This window comes from Mycolicibacterium pulveris, from assembly GCF_010725725.1.
Classification (GTDB): domain Bacteria; phylum Actinomycetota; class Actinomycetes; order Mycobacteriales; family Mycobacteriaceae; genus Mycobacterium; species Mycobacterium pulveris.
Genome location: NZ_AP022599.1, coordinates 1,394,290 through 1,413,375, shown reverse-complemented (window position 1 = coordinate 1,413,375; position 19,086 = coordinate 1,394,290). Strand labels below are relative to the sequence as shown.

General features: G+C 66.3%; 18 protein-coding genes. 9 read left to right on the top strand and 9 right to left on the bottom strand.

Annotated elements, in window-relative coordinates; all coding sequences use genetic code 11:
• Positions 1 to 13 precede the first annotated feature (13 nt).
• The 4 genes from G6N28_RS06965 to G6N28_RS06950 all read left to right on the top strand — a co-directional run bounded on the left by G6N28_RS06965 (position 14) and on the right by G6N28_RS06950 (position 6,038).
• Positions 14 to 2,335 (top strand): esterase-like activity of phytase family protein, encoded by a 2,322-nt coding sequence (locus tag G6N28_RS06965; protein WP_163898573.1) that lies wholly within the window; start codon positions 14 to 16, stop codon positions 2,333 to 2,335.
• Between the two features lie 123 nt (positions 2,336 to 2,458).
• The gene (locus tag G6N28_RS06960) at positions 2,459 to 3,241 is read left to right on the top strand and encodes a hypothetical protein (RefSeq protein WP_163898570.1); all 783 of its coding nucleotides are present in this window, start codon (positions 2,459 to 2,461) and stop codon (positions 3,239 to 3,241) included.
• 10 nt (positions 3,242 to 3,251) lie between these two features.
• Positions 3,252 to 3,872 carry a TetR/AcrR family transcriptional regulator gene (locus G6N28_RS06955; RefSeq protein ID WP_163898567.1) on the top strand — a complete coding sequence of 207 codons (621 nt, stop codon included), beginning with the start codon at positions 3,252 to 3,254 and terminating at the stop codon, positions 3,870 to 3,872.
• A gap of 213 nt (positions 3,873 to 4,085) precedes the next feature.
• The gene (locus G6N28_RS06950; RefSeq protein ID WP_163898564.1) at positions 4,086 to 6,038 is read left to right on the top strand and encodes a flavin-containing monooxygenase; all 1,953 of its coding nucleotides are present in this window, start codon (positions 4,086 to 4,088) and stop codon (positions 6,036 to 6,038) included.
• A 15-nt stretch (positions 6,039 to 6,053) separates the two neighbouring features.
• Here G6N28_RS06950 and G6N28_RS06945 read toward each other — a convergent pair whose 3' ends face one another.
• The 4 genes from G6N28_RS06945 to G6N28_RS06930 form a co-directional block, all read right to left on the bottom strand.
• Positions 6,054 to 7,598 (bottom strand): aldehyde dehydrogenase family protein, encoded by a 1,545-nt coding sequence (locus tag G6N28_RS06945; RefSeq protein ID WP_163898561.1) that lies wholly within the window; start codon positions 7,596 to 7,598, stop codon positions 6,054 to 6,056.
• Between the two features lie 3 nt (positions 7,599 to 7,601).
• A complete protein-coding gene (locus G6N28_RS06940) occupies positions 7,602 to 7,796 on the bottom strand; it encodes a ferredoxin (RefSeq protein ID WP_163905916.1) in 195 nt (64 codons plus the stop codon).
• 5 nt (positions 7,797 to 7,801) lie between these two features.
• A complete protein-coding gene (locus tag G6N28_RS06935; RefSeq protein WP_163898558.1) occupies positions 7,802 to 9,046 on the bottom strand; it encodes a cytochrome P450 in 1,245 nt (414 codons plus the stop codon).
• Positions 9,047 to 9,197: 151 nt separating this feature from the next.
• Positions 9,198 to 10,355 carry an acyl-CoA dehydrogenase family protein gene (locus tag G6N28_RS06930; protein ID WP_163898555.1) on the bottom strand — a complete coding sequence of 386 codons (1,158 nt, stop codon included), beginning with the start codon at positions 10,353 to 10,355 and terminating at the stop codon, positions 9,198 to 9,200.
• A 208-nt stretch (positions 10,356 to 10,563) separates the two neighbouring features.
• Between G6N28_RS06930 and G6N28_RS06925 the strand changes: the two genes are divergently transcribed.
• Entirely contained in the window at positions 10,564 to 11,712 is a 1,149-nt protein-coding gene (locus tag G6N28_RS06925) for an acyl-CoA dehydrogenase family protein (protein ID WP_163898553.1), read from the top strand.
• Positions 11,713 to 11,723: 11 nt separating this feature from the next.
• Here G6N28_RS06925 and G6N28_RS06920 read toward each other — a convergent pair whose 3' ends face one another.
• From G6N28_RS06920 to G6N28_RS06900, 5 genes are all read right to left on the bottom strand, one after another.
• Positions 11,724 to 12,524 (bottom strand): alpha/beta fold hydrolase, encoded by an 801-nt coding sequence (locus G6N28_RS06920; RefSeq protein ID WP_163898551.1) that lies wholly within the window; start codon positions 12,522 to 12,524, stop codon positions 11,724 to 11,726.
• Between the two features lie 43 nt (positions 12,525 to 12,567).
• On the bottom strand, positions 12,568 to 13,605 hold the full coding sequence (locus G6N28_RS06915) for an acyl-CoA dehydrogenase family protein (RefSeq protein WP_163898548.1): 1,038 nt from the start codon (positions 13,603 to 13,605) through the stop codon (positions 12,568 to 12,570).
• Positions 13,602 to 14,792, bottom strand: coding sequence for a thiolase family protein (locus G6N28_RS06910; protein WP_163898545.1), 1,191 nt, complete (start codon positions 14,790 to 14,792; stop codon positions 13,602 to 13,604). The genes G6N28_RS06915 and G6N28_RS06910 overlap by 4 nt, the downstream gene beginning before the upstream one ends.
• A 30-nt stretch (positions 14,793 to 14,822) precedes the next feature.
• The gene (locus G6N28_RS06905; RefSeq protein ID WP_163898542.1) at positions 14,823 to 15,248 is read right to left on the bottom strand and encodes a nuclear transport factor 2 family protein; all 426 of its coding nucleotides are present in this window, start codon (positions 15,246 to 15,248) and stop codon (positions 14,823 to 14,825) included.
• A 72-nt stretch (positions 15,249 to 15,320) separates the two neighbouring features.
• Positions 15,321 to 15,794 carry a PaaI family thioesterase gene (locus tag G6N28_RS06900; protein ID WP_163898539.1) on the bottom strand — a complete coding sequence of 158 codons (474 nt, stop codon included), beginning with the start codon at positions 15,792 to 15,794 and terminating at the stop codon, positions 15,321 to 15,323.
• A 132-nt stretch (positions 15,795 to 15,926) separates the two neighbouring features.
• On the opposite strand from G6N28_RS06900, the gene G6N28_RS06895 reads away from it, so the two are divergent.
• From G6N28_RS06895 to G6N28_RS06880, 4 genes are all read left to right on the top strand, one after another.
• Positions 15,927 to 16,757, top strand: a complete 831-nt coding sequence (locus tag G6N28_RS06895; RefSeq protein WP_163898536.1) for a mycofactocin-coupled SDR family oxidoreductase — start codon at positions 15,927 to 15,929, stop codon at positions 16,755 to 16,757.
• A gap of 57 nt (positions 16,758 to 16,814) precedes the next feature.
• On the top strand, positions 16,815 to 17,579 hold the full coding sequence (locus tag G6N28_RS06890) for an SDR family NAD(P)-dependent oxidoreductase (RefSeq protein WP_163898533.1): 765 nt from the start codon (positions 16,815 to 16,817) through the stop codon (positions 17,577 to 17,579).
• Entirely contained in the window at positions 17,576 to 18,343 is a 768-nt protein-coding gene (locus G6N28_RS06885; RefSeq protein WP_163898530.1) for a crotonase/enoyl-CoA hydratase family protein, read from the top strand. The genes G6N28_RS06890 and G6N28_RS06885 overlap by 4 nt, the downstream gene beginning before the upstream one ends.
• Before the next feature lie 131 nt (positions 18,344 to 18,474).
• Positions 18,475 to 19,035 carry a TetR-type transcription factor C-terminal domain-containing protein gene (locus G6N28_RS06880; protein ID WP_235674491.1) on the top strand — a complete coding sequence of 187 codons (561 nt, stop codon included), beginning with the start codon at positions 18,475 to 18,477 and terminating at the stop codon, positions 19,033 to 19,035.
• The last annotated feature ends 51 nt before the right edge of the window (positions 19,036 to 19,086 follow it).

Sequence of the window (19,086 nt, the reverse complement as noted above, 5' to 3'; positions counted from 1 at the left end):
CGACGCCCCTGTGATGACGAACTCGGCTCGGGCCGTGGCCGCGGCGACGATGGCAGCGCTGGTGGTCGCCGGATGTTCGACCGGGCAGGACGAGCCCGGTGAGACCCGCACCCCCCGAGCCGCCTCGCCGATCGAGTTCAACCTGCCCGATGCACAGCGCTATCACCGGCTGGCCACCTACCCGGTGTATATGAACAAGCCCGCCGAGGAACCGGTCGAGATGGAGACCGTCGCCGAGATCTCCACCGTCACACCCGACGGCAACACCGTCATCTACACCGACGCCGCCGCCAAGCGCATCGGTTTCCTGGATATCCGCGACCCGGCGAAACCGGTTGGCCAGGGCACACTTTCACTGGCCGAGCTGGGCAACGCCGATGACCAGCCCACCTCGGTGGCCGCCGTCCGCGACCTGGTGTTGGTGGTCGTCGACACCACCGGCGGCAACTTCACAGAGCCCTCGGGGCGGGTGGACGTCGTGCGCGTCAGCGACCGCACCCGGGTGCACAGCATCGACCTCGGCGGCCAACCCGACTCGATCGCGATCAGCCCCGACGGCGCGTTCGCCGCGATCGCGATCGAGAACCAACGCGACGAGGAGGCCACCCCGCCGGGCGGGGAGGAAGGTGACTTACCGCAGCCACCAACCGGATTCGTGCAACTCATCGACCTCACGGGCGAGCCGAGCGCGTGGACGCCGCGCCGCGTCGACTTCGACGTCGAGACCGCCCGTGCGGCCGGCCTCGACACCCCAGAGGACCTCGAACCCGAATACGTCAGCATCAACTCCCGCGGCCAGGTCGCGGTCACGCTGCAGGAGAACAACGGGTTCGCGATCATCGACGGCCGCACCGGCGAGGTGTCACAGATCTATGACGCGGGAAGCGTTGCCGTCGAAGGGATCGACACCGCCGAGGACGGCGCGATCGACCAGACCGGCTCGATCCCGCAGACGCCGCGCGAGCCCGACGCCATCGGCTGGATCGGTGACGATCACGTCGCCACCGCCAACGAGGGCGACTGGAAGGGCGGCACCCGCGGGTGGACGATCTTCGACGCCAACACCGGCGAGGTGGTGTGGGACGCGGGCAACTCGTTCGAGCAGCTCGCCGTGCGCACCGGCCTGCACATCGAAAGCCGCGCCGAGTCCAAGGGGCCGGAGCCCGAAGGCTTGGCGATCACCGAGATCGGCGGTCGCCCAACGGCGTTGGTCGCCTCGGAGCGCAGCAACTTCGTCGCCGCCTACGACGTCAGCGACGTGACCGCGCCGGCGTTCCGCCAGATCCTGCCCACCACACCGGGACCCGAAGGCGTGCTGCCGATTCCGGCGCGCAACCTGCTGGTCATTTCGTCGGAGGCTGACGAGGCGGAGAACCGGGTGCGTGCCTCGGTGACCGTGTACGGCTACGGCTCGCAGTACGCCGCGGCCGGTGGGCCGGCGTTTCCGTCGATCGTGTCCGGCGACGTCGACGGGGCGCCGATCGGGTGGGGCGCGCTGGGCGCGCTGAGCGCTGACCCGGCCGACGAGAACCGGCTCTACACCTCGCCGGACATCGCGGTCGGGCCGGCGCGGATCCTCGGGATCGATCTGTCGACGACGCCGGCGCTGATCGACACCGCGCTGCCGGTGACCGAGAACGGGCAGCCGGTCACGCTCGACGTCGAGGGCGTCTCCGCGCGGCCAGACGGCGGGTTCGTGCTCGCGGTGGAGGGTGAGGACGGCCCGGGCAACCAGCTCGTGTACGTCGCCGCCGACGGGAGCATCGAGCGGCGGGTCGGGTTGCCGGCCGACATTGCTTCCGAGGTGGGCGGCCAGGGCCTGGAGGGCGTCGCCGTCGACGGCGACAGCGTCTGGGTGGCGGTGCAGCGCGAGCTGAAGTCCGATCCCGAGGGCGTCGCGCGGATCGGCCGATACACCCCCGAGGACGACAGGTGGGAGTGGTTCGGCTACCAACTGGACAGCACGTCCGCGGAGGGCGACTGGATCGGGCTGTCGGAGATCGCCGTGCACGACGGGGCGCTGCTGGTGCTGGAACGCGACAAGCTCAACGGGCCCGACGCCCGGGTGAAGGCGATCTACCGGGTGGCGCTGCCGGACGGCCCGGGGGTGACGTCAGCGGGGGAGACGCCGCGGGTGCTGCCGAAGACGTTGGCGCGCGACCTGCTGCCGGATCTGCAGGCGACCAACGGGTTCGTGCAGGAGAAGGTGGAAGGCTTCGCGGTCGCCGGTGACCACCGGCTGTACGTGGTGACCGACAACGACGGCCTCGACGACGCCAACGGGGAGACGCAGTTCTTGGATCTGGGGCCGGCGAACGAGGCGCTGAAAGGCTGAGACGGGAACGCGCCAGCGGGGCTTGCTGCCACCTGCGATATTCAGAGACGGCCAACGCGTGCTTTATCGAGACGTATAGTTTCATAATGCTAGGAGGCTGATGCCGAGCCAACCGAGGTGACCATGTACGACCCGCAAACGATCCTCTCCGCGATCGATCAGCACGGGGTGCCGATTCTGACCGGATTCGGTCTCGCCATGGTGTTGCAGAACATCGCCATGGTGACCGCGGTGGTGATGACACACCGCGAAGGCTGGATATCGATACCGCTGCCGTGTACTTACCTGTGGTTCGCTCACGACCTCGGGGTGGTCGTCCGATTCGACACCTGGTTTCACACGTACGACCACTGGTTTCTGAAGCTGTTCTGGGTGGGGTTGTTGACGGCGTTTCTGCTGGAGCTCGTCTTCTTGTATCAGGCGGCTGCCGTCGGGCGGCGCGAGTACCTACCGAACGGGCGCACCGCGACGTGGACGGCGCTGCTGGCCGGCGGAGCCATCGCGGTGGTGGTGCTTTGGGAGTACCTCAAGCAGATGTGGGGCGACCCGCTGTACCAGGCGGCGCCTGCCGTCACGTTGTTCGCTCTGCCGGTGGCAGCTACGGCCTTGATCCTGCGGCGCCGGTCGGCGGTCGCACAACACGCGCTGATCTACGGCTGCTTCGCGGGAATGGTGGTGCTGTGGTGGTCGATCACCGCGACGTTCTACGGGCCGTTCTTCGTCAGCTGGCAGTACCTGACGGCCGGTGGCGTGGCCTTCGTCATGCTCGTCGGGGTGACGGTTCTGGTCGCGCGGCTGCGTCGTGGCACGACCTCGCTCGGCCCAGCGGGAATATCGGAGCACCCAGCCTCTAAAATCGACGCGATGACCGCGCGCGGTGCCATGCCGGCGCGCTTTCCTGTCTGATGAGGTGGCGATGTCAACCAACTACGACGGCGGTCGTGCCTCTCGGTCACGGGGGCGCCCGAGGCTGGAGATCAATCGTGACGCGGTCGCCGACGCAGTGGCCGAGCTCTTCGCCGAAGGCGGCATCGAAGCGGTGTCGATCGCCGATACCGCCGAGAAACTGTCGGTGTCGCGGGCAACGCTGTATCGGACCGTGCCCACCAAGGAGGATCTGCTCGGAATCCTGTTCGAACGCAGCACTCGCGAGCTCACCGAGCGTGCCGATGCCGTGCTGGCCGACATCGTCGAACCCGGTGAGCAGCTCGTCGAGCTGATCAAGCTGCAGTCCGAGGCGGCCATCCAGATGCGCAGCTATATGCCCGTCTTCTTCGGTGGGGGTGGCCTGCCTCCAGACGTCTTCATGCGCTGGCGCAGGTGGAGCAAGCAGTTCGAAAAGCGCTGGTCGGGGGTCGTGGAAGCGTGCATGGACGAGGGCCGGCTGGACAAGACCGATCCGGTGGTGGCGACCCGGTTGATTCTCGGCATGATCATCTGGGTGTCACGCTGGTACCGACCCAGTGAGAAGATCACGGCCGATCAGATCGCGGACGCTGCGATCACCCTGCTGCGGCTGAAGGTCGCCAAGCCCTGACCTGTGTGTCTCAGAGTCCAGTACGCCCGATGGTCGTGAGATCGACACTTAACCGGTTAACTCGCTAGCGTTAGCGGCTAGCGGCCGATCACTAATCATTGCAAGCGATCTGACCATACGATTGCGCGCGGCGGTCACGGCGGATATATTGAGACGCCTAAGTTCAAAAACATCCGGACCAGTTCGGAGCTGTGAGTCGCGAAGGTTGGGGTCATGCACATGTCGTATCCGGTGCCGTCGACGGCGTCCCGGGAATGGGTCGATGCCATCCGTGAAGCACTGCCCGAGGGCAACATCCCGACGCTGCTGATGGTTCTTCGGCACTTGACCGGCGACCCCAAGTGGACCTCGGAACCTTACTGCCCGCGGCGCGGTAAGCCACTGGACGACAACGATTCCGGTGAGCTGCCCCCCGGGATTCAAGACGAGGTCCGCGAAGCGGTTCTGGACGCCGCCATCGCTTACCGGGAGGGGCGCCTCACCCCGATTACGCCCGAACCTGCCGTCGTCGCAGAGATGCTGGCCTGCGCGATGGTCGAGAACGTGCCAACCGAATACGGTGAGCTGCTCTCCGAGGAAATGGGTTTCATCTCGCGCGACGTCGAGATTCCCGCCGCGGTGCGCGACCCCGAGTTTCAGGTGGTGATCGTCGGCGCGGGGCTGTCCGGCCTCGCCATGGGCATCCAGCTCGCGGCGGCCGGAATCAAGTTCACGATCCTGGAGAAGAACCCAGATCTCGGCGGCACCTGGTGGGAGAATGTCTATCCGGGGTGCGGGGTCGACACCCCAGGCCACCTGTACACATTCTCCTTCGCGCCGAATCCGGACATCACCCGCTACTTCGCCAGACGCGGTGAGGTACAGGAGTATCTGCAACGCCTCGCCGACCAGTTCGACGTGCGGAAGGACATCCAATTCGGTGTCGAAGTCGACACCATGCGCTACGAGACGGAGGAGGGTTGCTGGACCGTCGATTTCCGCTCGAACGGGCAGCCCCAGACGATTCGCGCCGACGTCGTGGTCAGTGCCGTCGGGATGGTCAACCGCCCGTTCATTCCCGAACTCCCCGGGCTGGACCAATTTCCCGGCCCCGTCCTGCACACCGCCGCGTGGAATCCCACGCTGGACCTGAAGGGCAAACGGGTGGCGGTGATCGGTACCGGAGCCAGCGCAATGCAGCTGGTGCCGTCGATCGCCGACGAGGCCGCACACGTGACGGTCTTTCAGCGGTCCAAGCAGTGGGCGATTCCGCATCCGAATTACCATCGCGAGGTCGCCCCCGGCGTTCGGCTCCTGATGCGGGAAGTTCCCTATTATCTGCAGTGGTATCGACTTCGGGCGTTCTGGAATTTCAGTGACCGGTTGCACTCCTCGTTGCAGATCGACCCGAACTGGGAGCATCCGGAACGCTCGGTCAACGCGACCAACGAGCGACACCGGGTGTTCCTCACCAACTACATCAGGGAGCAACTCGGTGACCGGACCGATCTGATCGACGCCTGCGTGCCCGATTATCCGCCTTACGGCAAGCGCCCGCTGATCGATAACAACTGGTACCGCACCGTGAAACGCGATGACGTCACCCTGATCGACGAGGCCGTGGCCGAAGTCGACGACAGCAGCATCGTCACGGTGTCCGGGAAGCGCGCCGAGGCCGACGTGCTCGCGCTGGCAACGGGTTTCAAGGTCCTTCAATTCCTCTGGCCGATGGACATCATCGGTCGATCCGGCACCACCTTGCGCGAACAGTGGGGGATACACGACGCACGGGCCTACCTTGGCATCACGGTGCCCGATTTTCCCAACTTCTTCATCCTCAACGGGCCCAACACCAACGCCGGACATGGCGGCAGCGCAATCCATGCCACCGAGTTCCAGGTGCGCTACGTGATGCAGGCGATCAGGGCATTGCTCGAAACCCCCTCCGGTGTACTGGAAGTCGACAGGAAGCGCTTCGAGGATTACAACGTCGAGCTCGACGACGCCCTTTCGCGTTGCATTTGGTCTCATCCCGGGATGACGACGTACTACCGCAACGAGTTCGGACGCGTGGTGGTCAGCAGCCCGTGGAAGTACATCGATTATTGGCAGCGGCTGCTGACGTTCGACCCTGCCGACTATCACGAGGTCGAGGTTTCCGTCGACGCCGAAGAGCTGACCGGGTAACGGGTTGCGCGCCTGTCACCGCGGCCGCAGACCGAGTCGGCGCCGCCAGTCGTGCATCTCCAACAGTCGTAGCACCGCGGCGGTCACCCGCGCCTTGCGTGGCGAGTAGGGGTACCAGTGGGTTTCGTTCTCCAGGTGCACCTTTTCGCTGACGAACGCCTGCTGGCGGCAGAACTTGCGGACACCGTTCGGGCCGCCGAAGCGATATCCGAGGCCGGACTGCTTCCAGCCGCCCATCGGCAGCGGAAACTGGAAGACGTTGATCATCGCGTTGTTGATGTTCACGCCGCCCGCCTCGATGCGGGTGCCCACCCGTTCGGCACGCTGCTTCGACGATGTCCACACGCTGCTGGCCAGCCCGTATCCGCTGTCGTTGGCCAGCGCGACGGCCTGGTCTTCGTCGTGCACCTTCATGATCGGCAGCAGCGGGCCGAAGGTTTCCTCGCGCATGCAGAGCATGGTGTGGTCGACGTCGACGAGGACCGTTGGGGGATAGAACAATCCGCTCGTCGAGCGCTGCCCACCGGTTAGTACCTTGGCGCCCTTGGAAATCGCGTCGGCGACGTGGCGTTCGACGATCTGCAGTTGCTTCTCGGTGGCCATGGCGCCGAGTTCGGCGGTGAAGCTGCCCTGCGGATCATGGGCTTGGCGCAGCCTGTTGACCTCGGCCACGAGGCCGGTGACGAATTCGTCGTAGACGGGTGCTTCGACGTAGATCCGTTCGACGGCGATGCAGGACTGACCGGCGTTGAACAGACCGCCCCAGACGGCGCCCCGGATGGCCCGCGGCAGCGGCGCGTCGGAGAGCACGATCATCGCGTCCTTGCCGCCCAGTTCCAGGCTGGCCGGGATCAGGCGTTGGCCGCAGTGCGCGGCGAGTCGCCGGCCGGTCTCCGTCGAACCGGTGAATTGCACCATGTCCACGGCGTCCACCACCGCGGCCCCGGTGCCGGCGCGTCCGGTGGCGCAGCCGAGCACGGCCGGCGCACCGATCTCCTCATTCCATCCGCGGACCACTTCGGCCCACGCCAGCGGGGTCTCCTCGGAGGGCTTGCTGAGCACCGCGGCCCCTGCCATCAGTGCGCCGGGGATGTCCATCATCGGCATGCCGAGCGGATAGTTCCACGGGGTGATGACGCCGACGAGTTCGTAAGGGCGGTAACGGATCTGCAGATTCTTGGTCAGCGATGCGGGCCCGTGCGGACGGCGGGTCTCGTCGGCCAGGAACTCCGCTCCATGCTTGGCGTAGTAGTTGATGACCTCCATGCAGACCAGCAGTTCGATCTGCGCGTCACCCCACGACTTGCCGGCTTCCCGGTGGACCAACCCCAGAATCCGGTCCTGGTTGTCGACGATCCAGTCCAGCCAGCGACGCAAGTGCCGGGCCCGCGCATCCGGCGTCATCGCCGCCCACGCCGGTTGCGCGGCGCGCAACCGGTTGGCCATGGCGGTGACGGCGTCCGCGTCCATGTCGGGCACCAGACCGACCACCGTGCCGTCGGCGGGGTTGCGTACCTCCAGGCTCGTCGCGGTCGCGGCGGGGTCGCTGATGGTGGTCACGTTTCAGTCCTCGATTCTGATCGCACCCATCGGGCACATCATCACGGCTTCCTCCACCTTGCTGCGCAGGTGCTGTCCGGGCTCGGGGTTGAGCACGGTGACGAAGGTGTCGTCAGCCTCGATGGTGAAGACCTCGGGCGCGGCCACCATGCACTCGCCGTGGAGTTCGCACCGTTGGGTGTCGACGATGACCCGCATGACCGTCACGCCGCCGTAATCGTCACCGGAAGTTGGTACACACCACGCGAATACGCGTCGCGGACGTAGAGAATCTCACCGGCGAGCTTGATATCGCTGGTGCGCTGCAGCAGTTCCTCGAGCAGGATCTTCATCTCCAGCGTGGCGACGTGCTTGCCCAGGCACTGATGCGGACCGCGGCCGAAGCTCACGTGCGGGTTCTTCTCGCGGGGGCGGGACAGGTCGAACTCGTTGGGATTGTCGAACGCCCGCTCGTCGAAGTTGCCCGCCGCGAACAGCATGAGCACCTTGTCGTTTTCCTTGATCTCCTTGCCGTGCAGTTCATGATCGGCGGTGGCCGTTCGCACCAGGTGCGTGAACGGCGTGGCGATGCGGATGATTTCCTGGATCGCGGTGTCGGGGATGTCGTCGGCGCGTTCACGCAGCCAGGCCATCTGGTCGGGGTGACGGATCAGCGCATGCAGGCCGTGCGACAGGGCGGTGCGGGTGGATTCGGCGGCCCCGCTGGCCAGCAGGGCGACGTTGCCCATCAGCTCGTCCTCGCTGATGACGTCGGTGCCGGCCTGAACCAGTTGGGTGATCACGTCGTCGCCCGGCGCCTTCCGCTTGAGATCTCCCAGTTCGACCGCGTAGCCGAAGAGGCTCATGATCGCGTTGAAGACGTGCTCGAAGGAGGGCGTGATCCGGGTGTCGAACGGCGCGGCGAAGGTGTCGACCCACCCGAAGAACTTCGGCCGGTCGGCGGCTGGCACGCCCAGTACGTCGCCGAGTGCCTCCATCGGCATGGCGTTGCCGACGCCGGTGACGAAGTCGAACGTGCCCTCCTCCAATGCGGCGTCGACGATTTTGCGGGCGTACTCGCGGAACTTCTCCTCGAGCTTGCGCACCATGCCGGGGGTGAAGGCCTTGCTCATCACCCCCCGCTGTTCGCGGTGTTTGGCGCCGTCCATCGTCAGCATGGCGGGTTTACCGCCTGCCTCGGCGTCCAGCGGCGTGACGCGCCAGATGTTCACGCCGCCCCGTGCGGTGGAGTACAGCTCGGCGTTGCGATCGACGGCCCAGATGTCGGCGTTGCGGCTGACCACCCAGGCCCGGTCGATGAGCATCGGATCATCGAACTCCTGCAGATAGCAGGGTTCGTTGTCGCGCAACCACGCGTACTGGTCCAGCGGCAGGCCGAAGGTGGCCGGATCACCGTTGGCATACGTCTCCGCGTCGAGTACGCGAATCTCGGGTTGTGTGACAGTCATCTTTGCTCCTCACCGGAAGGTGGCGCTGACCTGGCGGTTGCCGGCACGGGACCTTGTGAACGCCGTATGGAATATATATGAAACATCCAGTCTCAATTATGAAATCTGTGAATATGCAGTGTCAAGTATCACACCGGCGCAAGGATCGCTTTCACTTTCGCAAACCGTACGTCGAGGAGATGATGTCGCGCTGAATCTCGTTGGTGCCCGCGTAGATAGTGGGGGCGATGCTCATTCGCAGGTGACGTTCCATGTCGAACTCGCAGGAGTAGCCGTACCCGCCCATCATCTGCACTCCTTCCAGCGCCACGCGCTTGGCGGTCTCGGTGACCTTGACCTTCGACATCGAGGTTGCGCGCACCCATTCCTCGGGTGAGCCGATTTCGTTCTCGATGTGATGAACCGTGGCGTAGGTGAGCGCCTTGGCCGCCTCGATCTCGATCGCAAGATCGGCAATCCGGTGCCGTATGGCTTGAAATGACCCGATCGGGGCGCCGAACTGCTGCCGTTCGGTGACGTAAGCCAGGAGATCGTCGAAGGCCCGCTGCGCCATTCCGAGGCCTTGTGCGGCGCACACCAACCGCTCACCGTTGAGGCCGGCCATGATCTGCTTCCAGCCGCCGCCCTCGACGCCGACGACCGCCGATTCGGGCACGAACACATCGGTGAAATACAGATCGTTGACCTCGCTACCGCCCAAGGTGGCTATCGGGCTGATGCGCAAGCCCGCGGCGTCGGCGGGCACCTCGAGCAGGGTCAGGCCGTCGTGCGGGCGGGTTCCCCGCGAGGTGCGCACCACCACCAGGATGGCGGTGGCGAACTGCGCGTCGGAGCACCAGGTCTTCTGGCCGTTGATGCGCCAGCCGCCGTCGACCTTGTCGGCTCGACAGCTGATCGCCGCGGCGTCCGAGCCGGCGCCGGGTTCAGAGATGCTGATCGACATGACCTTGCCCGCGCAGATCGCACCGAGGGCCGACTTCTTCTGCTCCTCGCCGGCGAACCTCTTGTAGATGCCGGCCACGGTGTGGGAGGTGCCCGCGCCGTGGACGGGCACCAAGGCGCGCCATAGCTCCTCGAACAAGATGACCTGCTCGGTGAGACCGCCGCCGCTACCCCCGTACTCCTCGGGAATGGATACGCCGAGATAGCCCAGATCGGCGAGCTTCTGGTACACCCCGGCGTGATGCTGCTCGGCCCCGTGGTGGGTCAACGCGTCGCGCTGTTCCCGAGTCCCACACTCTCGGCGGCCGAATTCGCTTACCGCCGCGCCGAATTCACGTTGCTCCTGGGGCAGCGACAACGCTTCCACGGGCCCTCCTGAGAACGATGAATCGCAGAGTTGCGAAACCATCGTGGTCGGCAGTCAATTTATGAGCTATAGTGTCTCAAATAGTAGGCCCCAGGGCCGGCATGGTCAATCGCGTGCCGTCGGGGCTGCGAATCCATCGGCCGTAAGCGATCGTTGTCGAGCACAGTGACGAGTTCCGCTCCGGCTCGCGCAGAAAGGATCCGCCGCGATGACCACGGAGACCGAGCGTCCGATCTTCACCGATGACCAGCACCGGTTTCGCCTCGCAGTCCGCGAATTCCTGGTCCGCGAGGTACGACCGGAATACGCCGACTGGGTCAACGACGGCCGCCCTTCACGGCGGTTCTGGAAGGGGGCGGCGGAGCTCGGCATCCTCGGCATCGGAGTCCCCCAGCAGTACGGCGGGCTCCCGGGATCAGACTTCCGGCACAGCGTGGTCGTCACCGAAGAGATCCAGGCGCTCGGGATGGCCATCGGCGGGCTGCGCGTGCACACCGACATCGGTGTGCCGTATCTGCTCCATCACGGTTCGGCCGAACAGCAGCAGACCTGGTTGCCCAAGCTGACCTCCGGGGACGCGGTCGTCGCGCTCGGGCTCTCGGAGCCGGGGGCGGGTTCGGACCTCAAGGCGATGGCCACCCGGGCTGAGCGCAGAGGCGATCACTACGTGGTCAACGGGGCCAAGACGTTCATCTCGAACGGCGCGGCGGCCGATCTGGTGATCCTCGCGGTCAAGACCGATCCGCAGGCCGGCCGACGGGGTATCAGCCTGCTGTTGGTCGATACCTCCACCCCGGGGTTCGAACGCGGCCGGAAGCTCGACAAGCTCGGTCTCAAGGCCCAGGACCTCGCCGAGATGTCGTTCACCGACATGGCGGTACCGGTGCAGAATCTGCTCGGCCGCGAGAACGAGGGGTTCGCCTATCTGACGTCGAATCTGGCCCAGGAGAGGTTGTCGATCGCGGTCAACTCCCAGGCTGCGGCCGCAGCGGCGGTGACGTGGACCGCAGAGATGCTGCGGGAGCGTGGATCTCGCGGTGGTGTCGGGCAAGAGGCGAAGTTCACATTGGCGCAGAGCGCTGCCGAGGTGGCGGCCGGTCAGGCGCTCGTCGACCAAAGTGTGACCGCCCTGGTCGCTGATCGGCTGACCGGTCGTGACGCGGCGGTGGCGAAGTTGTACTGCACCGAGATGCAGGGCCGCGTCGTCGACCGGTGCCTGGGGTTGTGGGATCCGGCCCGGGTATGGGACAGCGAGTCCGCGCTGGGGAATGCCTTTCTGGACGGCCGAGTCAGCCGGATCTACGGTGGTTCCAGCGAGATCATGAAGGTGATCATCGGCCAAGATCTGGGCATCTGAGCCAACCGGCCTCAACCGGTTAGGAAAGCGGCGAGCGTCTTGTCGAACTCGTCCGGCGACTCCAGCATCGGGAAGTGGCCGCAGTCGAGCTCCACGATCGTCGAGTCCGACAACTTCGACTGAAGCCAGTGCGAACCCCTGGCCGAATGCACCCGGTCCGCCGTGCCGTTGATCTGCAACACCGGCTGGCGGACAAGCGGGATCTCGGCGATCAAATCGGTGCGCAGCAGCGTGTGGTAGCAGGCGATCGCCGACCAACTCGGCATCCGCATCCAGGTCGACATCAGCCAGTCGACCACGCGGGGGTCGGGCTCGGTGGCGAAGTTGTCCTGGATCAGCCGATATCGGGCCGCGATCCGGTCGGTCTCTTCGGCCTTGACCATCTGGGGGACGGTGTCCTCTGGTGGTGCACCGAACGGAAACTCGGCACTGCGGCTGGCCCGGACGGCGTTGGACCCGACGAGCACCAGCCGGGACACGAGCTGCGGTGCCAACGCCGCGGTGTGGAAGGCGACCTGCCCGCCGAAGGAATGACCCGCGATCGCGGTCGATTCGACGCCGAGGGTCTTCAGCACGCCCAGCACGTCCGCGGTGAGTCGGTCGATGTCGTAGCCGTGTAGCGGGTGGTCGGAGTGTCCGTGGCCGCGCTGGGTGATGCAGATCGTGCGGAACCCGGCGTCGGTCAGCACACGGACCTGGCGGTCCCACAGTTGGTGATCGAGTCCGAAGCCCGAGATGAACACCACGGCTGGGCCAGACCCGAGATCCTGAACATGCACGCGCACTTGATCTTCCACGTTGATCATGGCCATTCGCCGTGGCACCTCCGTTCAAATTGATGATAAGTGCGCCTGTTTACCGGCCGCTGAACAGACCGGCCGCCACCACACGACGCGGATCGGAGAACCGTTGTGCCGTGGTGGACAGAAATCGGATGTCGGCGAACGCCCGGGCGATCGGGTATTCCCGCATGTATCCGTACCCGCCGTGCAGTTGCAGGCTTTGATCGGCGGCGCGACGGGCCAGCCGCACCGAGATCTCCCGCGCCGCGGCGGCCTCGGTGCAGCCAAGCGCCGAATTCGAACGGGCGTCCAGGCAATGGTCGACATAGGTTGTGGCCGAGAGCAGTTCGGCAGCAACTTCGGCCAGGCGCATCTGCGTGTTCTCGAACTCCGACAACGGGGTGCCGAACACCCGACGATTCTGTGCATACTCGATCGCCAGCTCGGTGGACCGCCGCGCCGCGGCAACCGCAATGACCGCGATCCACAGGTCCACATCGCGTTGGACGGTTTCGGGCGGCACCGGCAACGGGATGCCGGAGCGCGCGGCCGACGAGCCGATCGTCAGGTCCGCGCAGCCCGCTTCGGGCGCGGCCAGCCCGGCAAGCGCCGGTGTCGTGGGAGGGGTCACCGCCACCACGCCCACCCGGTCGACGCCGAGCATCAGCACGAGGTCGGCCAGCTGGGCACCGGGCACCGCGTGTTCGTCGTCGACACGGGCTGCGACGGCGATGGTGTCGCCGGCCACCAGGGGTGGCAGCAGTTGCTGGTGGATCTCCGGTGTGCCGTGCTCGAGCACCTGCGAGATCACTACCCCGGCGTGCAGCGCCCACAGCAGCGCCAGGCCTATCGATCCCGCGTCGACGGTCTCCTCGACCAGGGCCGCGAGGAACGTGTAGTCGCCGGCCTCGCCCCCGCCGAAATCCTCGGGAACGTACGTGCCGAGAAAACCGTGCGCCCCGGCTTCGGCGAACACCGAGCGGGCGACTGCACCGTCGCGGCGCCAGCCGTCGAGGTCGGCGGCGACGTTTCCGGCGATGAAACGACGAACGCTGTCTCGGAATGCCCGATGGTCGGGTGTGCGGTCGGATCGCCTCGCAAGTACCGTCACAGTCGTTCGATCACAGTGGCATTCGCCATTCCACCTGCCTCGCACATCGACTGCAGCCCGTACCGTCCGCCGGAGCTCTCGAGCGCGTAGAGCATCGTCGTGAGCAGCCGGGCCCCCGACGCGCCGAGGGGATGGCCGAGCGCGATCGCCCCACCGCGCGGATTGAGCTTGTCCGGGTCGGCGCCGAAGTGTTGTGCCCATGCCATCGGTACCGGTGCGAACGCCTCGTTGATCTCGTAATGATCGATCTGGTCGATGGTCAAACCGGTACGGCGCAGCACCTTCTCGGTTGCCGGCAGCGGACCGGTCAGCATGGTCAGCGGGTCGTCCCCGGCCAGTCCGAATCCATGGAACCGGGCCCGCGGCAGCAGGCCGAGACGTTCCGCGGTGTCATCGCCCATGATCAATACGGCGGCCGCACCGTCGGCCAGCTGTGACGAATTGCCCGCGGTGATCGACCATTCGGTGATCTCCGGGAACCGCGCCGCCATCTCCTCCGAGTAGAACGACGGCTTCAACTGCCCCAGACCTTCGACGGTGGTTGCGGGCCGGATGGTTTCGTCGCGGCTCACGACGCCGTCGGGGGTCTTGATCTCGACGATCTCGGCGCTGAAATCGGCTGCCGCGGCGTTGCGGTGGGAGCGGGTCGAGAACTCGTCGAGCGCCTCGCGGTTCAGCTTCCACCGTGCGGCGATGAGTTCGGCCGAAACACCCTGCGGGACAAGACCGGGCGTGTACCGCTCCCGCACGGAGGGGCCGTGCGGGTCCTGCCCGATTCGGGCGGTGAACATCGGGATGCGGCTCATCGACTCCACACCGGCGGCGATCACGATGTCGCAGGCACCGGCGATGACCGACTGGGCGGCGAAGTCGGCCGCCTGCTGGCTGGAGCCGCAGGCGCGGTGCACGGCCACTGACGGCACGGTCTCGGGCAGCCCGGCCGCCAACCAGGCCCACCGGCCGACGGGGCCGGACTGTTCGCCGACCTGGCTGACGCAGCCGGCGACGACATCGTCGACGGTCGCCGGGTCGATTCCGGTGCGCTCGACCAGGGCGGCGATCACCTGCCCGAGCAACTCCACCGGATGGACACCGGAGAGCGCTCCACCGGGCCTACCGTCCCTGGCCGCCTTGCCCTTTCCCATCGGGGAGCGGACGGCGTCGATGATGACCGCTTGTCGTGTCATGGTTCTCCTCTGGCCTGCTCAGCGCCCGGGTCAGGCGGGTTGTGGTGTCTTGATCGCGTCGCTGTCCCAGTAGAACGCCCGGATCTCCTGCACCTGCCCGTCGGCGAACCGCCACAGTTCCAGGGCCTGATTCGGCACGGGGGCAGTGCTTCCCGGCTGTAGCCAGTCGAAGGTGATCCAGGCGACCACCTCGTCGCCGTCACCAATGGCGTTGACCAGGCGTAAGTTCTTGGCGCCTGCCGGGGCGTCGGGGTTCGCCGAAGCCGTGAAGACGGCACGCACCCGTCGGGCGCCCTCGATCCGACCGCCGTGCGGAAGCGACGGCGGCCACTCGACCGCGGCATCTTGGGCGAACCGGCTCTCGATGGTGCGCTCGATCGTCGCGGTGTCGGCGGCCGAGATGGCGTTGTAGAACTCGGTGACGAGCTGGCGTGGGGGTACGGCGGAATCGGTCATGAAAGACACCTCGTGTTCTCGGGGGAAGCGATTTTAGAACATTAGCGTCTCACTAATCCTTGGGCAATCAGTTCACGTCAGCCGGACAGCCGAGGAGCCCCCGGCCACCATCGTGCCCTGGCTTGTCGCGCACCGGTTGCCGTCGGCGTCCTCGACGACGACCTCGATGAATTTCATCCGTCTGCCACCGCCGAGTGGGGTGGCACGGAACAGCAGCGGGGCCAGCGCGGGCCGGTGGTATTGGATGTGTAGCGAACCCGTCGCGGGCAGCTGGCCGGGTTCGCTGACCCGCATGGCCATCGCGCCCATGACCTGGTCCGCCGCCGCAACGACGATGCCGCCGTTGACGGCGCCGTTCGGGTTGGGCGTCAACGCCGGCCGGGCCATTCGAAACACGGCGACCTCTCGGGTGAACTCTTCGCACCGCAACCCGAGATCGCGGCAGAACGGCAGCACGTTGACCCACCCCAGCCAATCGGCGTCGGTGTCGCCGGCGGGCAACCACCAGGGCTCGCGCAATTCGGGGTTTTCCAGATCAGCGGACATGGGTTGAGCGTAGCGAGTGAGTAACGAGCGTTACCAAGCTCCGCGACTGTGACCGTTGACACGGCCGCGGGCACCCGCAATTATGAGACATCGAACCTTAAAAATAAGCGCCGGAGCAAGGAGACGAAGGACATGGGGCTAGCCGAGGGAAAGGTCGCGTTCATCTCGGGGGTCGCGCGCGGACAGGGCCGTTCGCATGCGGTGCGTCTCGCCGAGGAAGGCGCCGACATCATCGGATTCGACATCTGCGCTGACGACGATGCGGTCGAATACCCGCTGGCCACCCCGGCTGACCTCGAGGAGACCAAGGCGCTGATCGAAAAGTTCGGCCGGACAGCGATTGTGGAGGTGGCCGACGTCCGGGACTACGACGCGGTCAAGAAGGTCGTCGACGACGGGGTCAACCAACTCGGTCGGCTGGACATCGTGTTGGCCAACGCGGGCGTCATGGCGATCACCGGCGAGCATCGGCTGCGCCGGGCGGCCTGGCATGTCGGCATCGATGTGATGCTGACCGGCGTCTTCAACACCGTGGACGCGGCCATTCCGCACCTTCGGGCCGGCGGGCGGGGTGGCTCGATCGTCCTCACCAGCTCGACGGCCGGTCTGACCGGCGGTCTGTCCGACGGCTCACCCGGGATCCAGGGGTACATCGCCGCCAAACACGGCGTGGTGGGCCTGATGCGGGGCTGGGCGAATGTTCTGGCCAAGGATTCCATCCGGGTCAACACGGTGCACCCGACGGGCGTCAACTCGCCGATGGTGGCCAATGAGGCCTTCGGACGGTTCGTCCAGGAGTATCCGGAAGTGGCGGCGATCATGCAGAATCCGTTGCCGGTGCCCAACGGGCTGCTGGAGCCCGAGGACGTGACCAACTCGATCATGCACCTGGTCTCCGACGCCGGTCAGTTCATTACCGGTACCGAGTTCCGTGTCGACGCCGGGTTCTCCAGTCGCGCCTGACCATTCCCCCCGTCGTGCTCACCTCGAATCACCTCGAATCACCCTGAAAGGCAACAAATGAACATCGACGGCGCATCCGCAGTCGTCACCGGGGGAGCGTCCGGTCTGGGCCTCGCCACCGCCAAGCGCCTGCTCGACAACGGGGCGCATGTCGTGATCGTCGACCTACCGACGTCGGAGGGCGCGTCGATCGCCGCCGAACTGGGATCGCGGGCGCGATTCGCGCCTGCGGACGTCCGCAGTGCCGAGCAGATCACCGCCGCGCTGGATCTGGCTGCCGAACACGCTCCGGTGCGTGCGGTGGTGCACTGTGCCGGCCGCGGCGGGCCGGTCAGGCTCATCGACAAGAACGGCGAGCCGGGGTCGCTGGAGCTCTACACCGAGATCGTCACCACGAACCTCATCGGCTCGTTCAACGTGCTGCGGTTGGCGGCGGCCCGGATGGCGAAAAACGACCTCCTCGACGGTGACCGCGGTGTCGTGGTCCTCACCGCTTCAGTGGCGGCATTCGAAGGTCAGATCGGCCAGATCCCCTACGCCTCATCGAAAGCGGGTGTCGTGGGCATGACAATTGTCGCCGCGCGTGATCTGGCGGGCAAGCAGATTCGCGTCAACACCATCGCGCCGGGCACCTTCGACACGCCCTTGCTGGCTCGGCTGCCCGAACAGGTCCGCTCCTCGTTGGCCGCGACCGTGCCGCATCCGAGCCGGCTCGGTGTGCCCGACGAGTTCGCCCATCTGGCACTGGCGATCATCGAGAACGGCATGCTCAACGGTGAGACCATCAGGCTGGACGGGGCGATTCGGATGGCACCGCGATGACGTCCGGCATCGAAATCGAGGTCGAGAAGAATGTCGGTGTACTCGCGATCAACAGGCCGAAGGTTCGCAACGCCATTGACAAGCCAACCGCAGACGAAATTGCCGCGGCCCTAGATGACTTCGAAAACGACAGAGAGGTTCGGGCCATCGTCCTCACCGGGCGCGGCGGATTCTTCTGTGCTGGAATGGACCTCAAGGCGTTGACGGCGACCGGACAACGGCCCATCACGGATTCGCGCGGAGCCTTCGGCGTGGTGCAGCGGCCGCCGGCCAAGCCGACGATCGCGGCCGTCGAGGGCGCCGCCCTCGGCGGTGGGCTGGAGATCGCGCTGGCTGCCGACCTCATCGTGGTGGCCGACGATGCCAGCCTCGGCCTGCCCGAGGTCGCCCGCGGGCTGGTGGCGACAGCCGGTGGCGTGCTTCGGCTGCCCACCCGGGTGCCTCGCGCGGTCGCGCTGGAGATGATCATGACCGGTGCCCCGATCTCCGCCGAACGGGCCCATCGGATCGGGCTGGTCAACGACGTGGTGCCCGCGGGCACGGCGCTGGCCAGGGCCATCGACCTCGCGACGGCCATCGCTGCCAACGCGCCGATGGCCGTGCGCGCAGCCAAGGCGGTAGCGGTCAGCGCCGTGCGCTGGGACGACGCGGACGGGTTCATGCTGCAGCGCCGATACACCGACCCGGTGCGCGAGTCGGCCGACGCCGCCGAGGGTGCGCGAGCCTTCGTGGAGAAGCGCCCGCCGGTGTGGCAGGACGCCTGACCGTGGCCTGCCGGGCGTCGGCTATTCTGAGGCTAGAAGTCTCAGATTTAATCCCCGGGAGGTGATTCATGTCGGGGCAGCCACCAGAGGATGCGGCGGAGGCCGCCGCCCGACCGCGGGGTCGGCCCCGGATGGTGATCGACCTCGATGCGGTCGCCGATGCCGTTGCGGGACTCGTCATCGACGGTGGCGACAAGGCGATCTCGATCGTCGGGGCCGCCGAACGGCTCGATGTGTCACGCGCGACCCTGTACCGGCTCGTCCCTACCAAGGAGGATCTGGTCGGGATCATGTTCGAGCGGGCCACGCGCCAGCAGACCGAGGTTATGGACGAGGTGATCCGGTCGGCAACCACCGTGCGCGACAAACTGATCCGGCTGATCGAAATGCAGGTCGAGGCGGCGGTCAGGATGCGTGGTTACATGCCGGTCTTTTTCGGCGGCGAAGGCCTGCCCGCCGATGTGTTCGAACGTTGGCATGTCTGGAGCCGCGAGTACGAGGCGACCTGGCACGCCTGCGTCGAGGAGGCGATGGCGGAGGGAGTGCTCGAACCCGCCGATGTCGTGACCACCACCCGGCTGTTGCTGGGGATGTGCCTGTGGGTGTCGCGCTGGTTCCGTCCCGAAGACGGCATTGAGACGGAACATATTGCGCGAGTTGCGGTATCGCTGATCCTGCCCGGTAACGCATAACACCTGTCGGCTGCGTTGACCGAGCCGCCTCCCCGCCGATATATTTGAGAT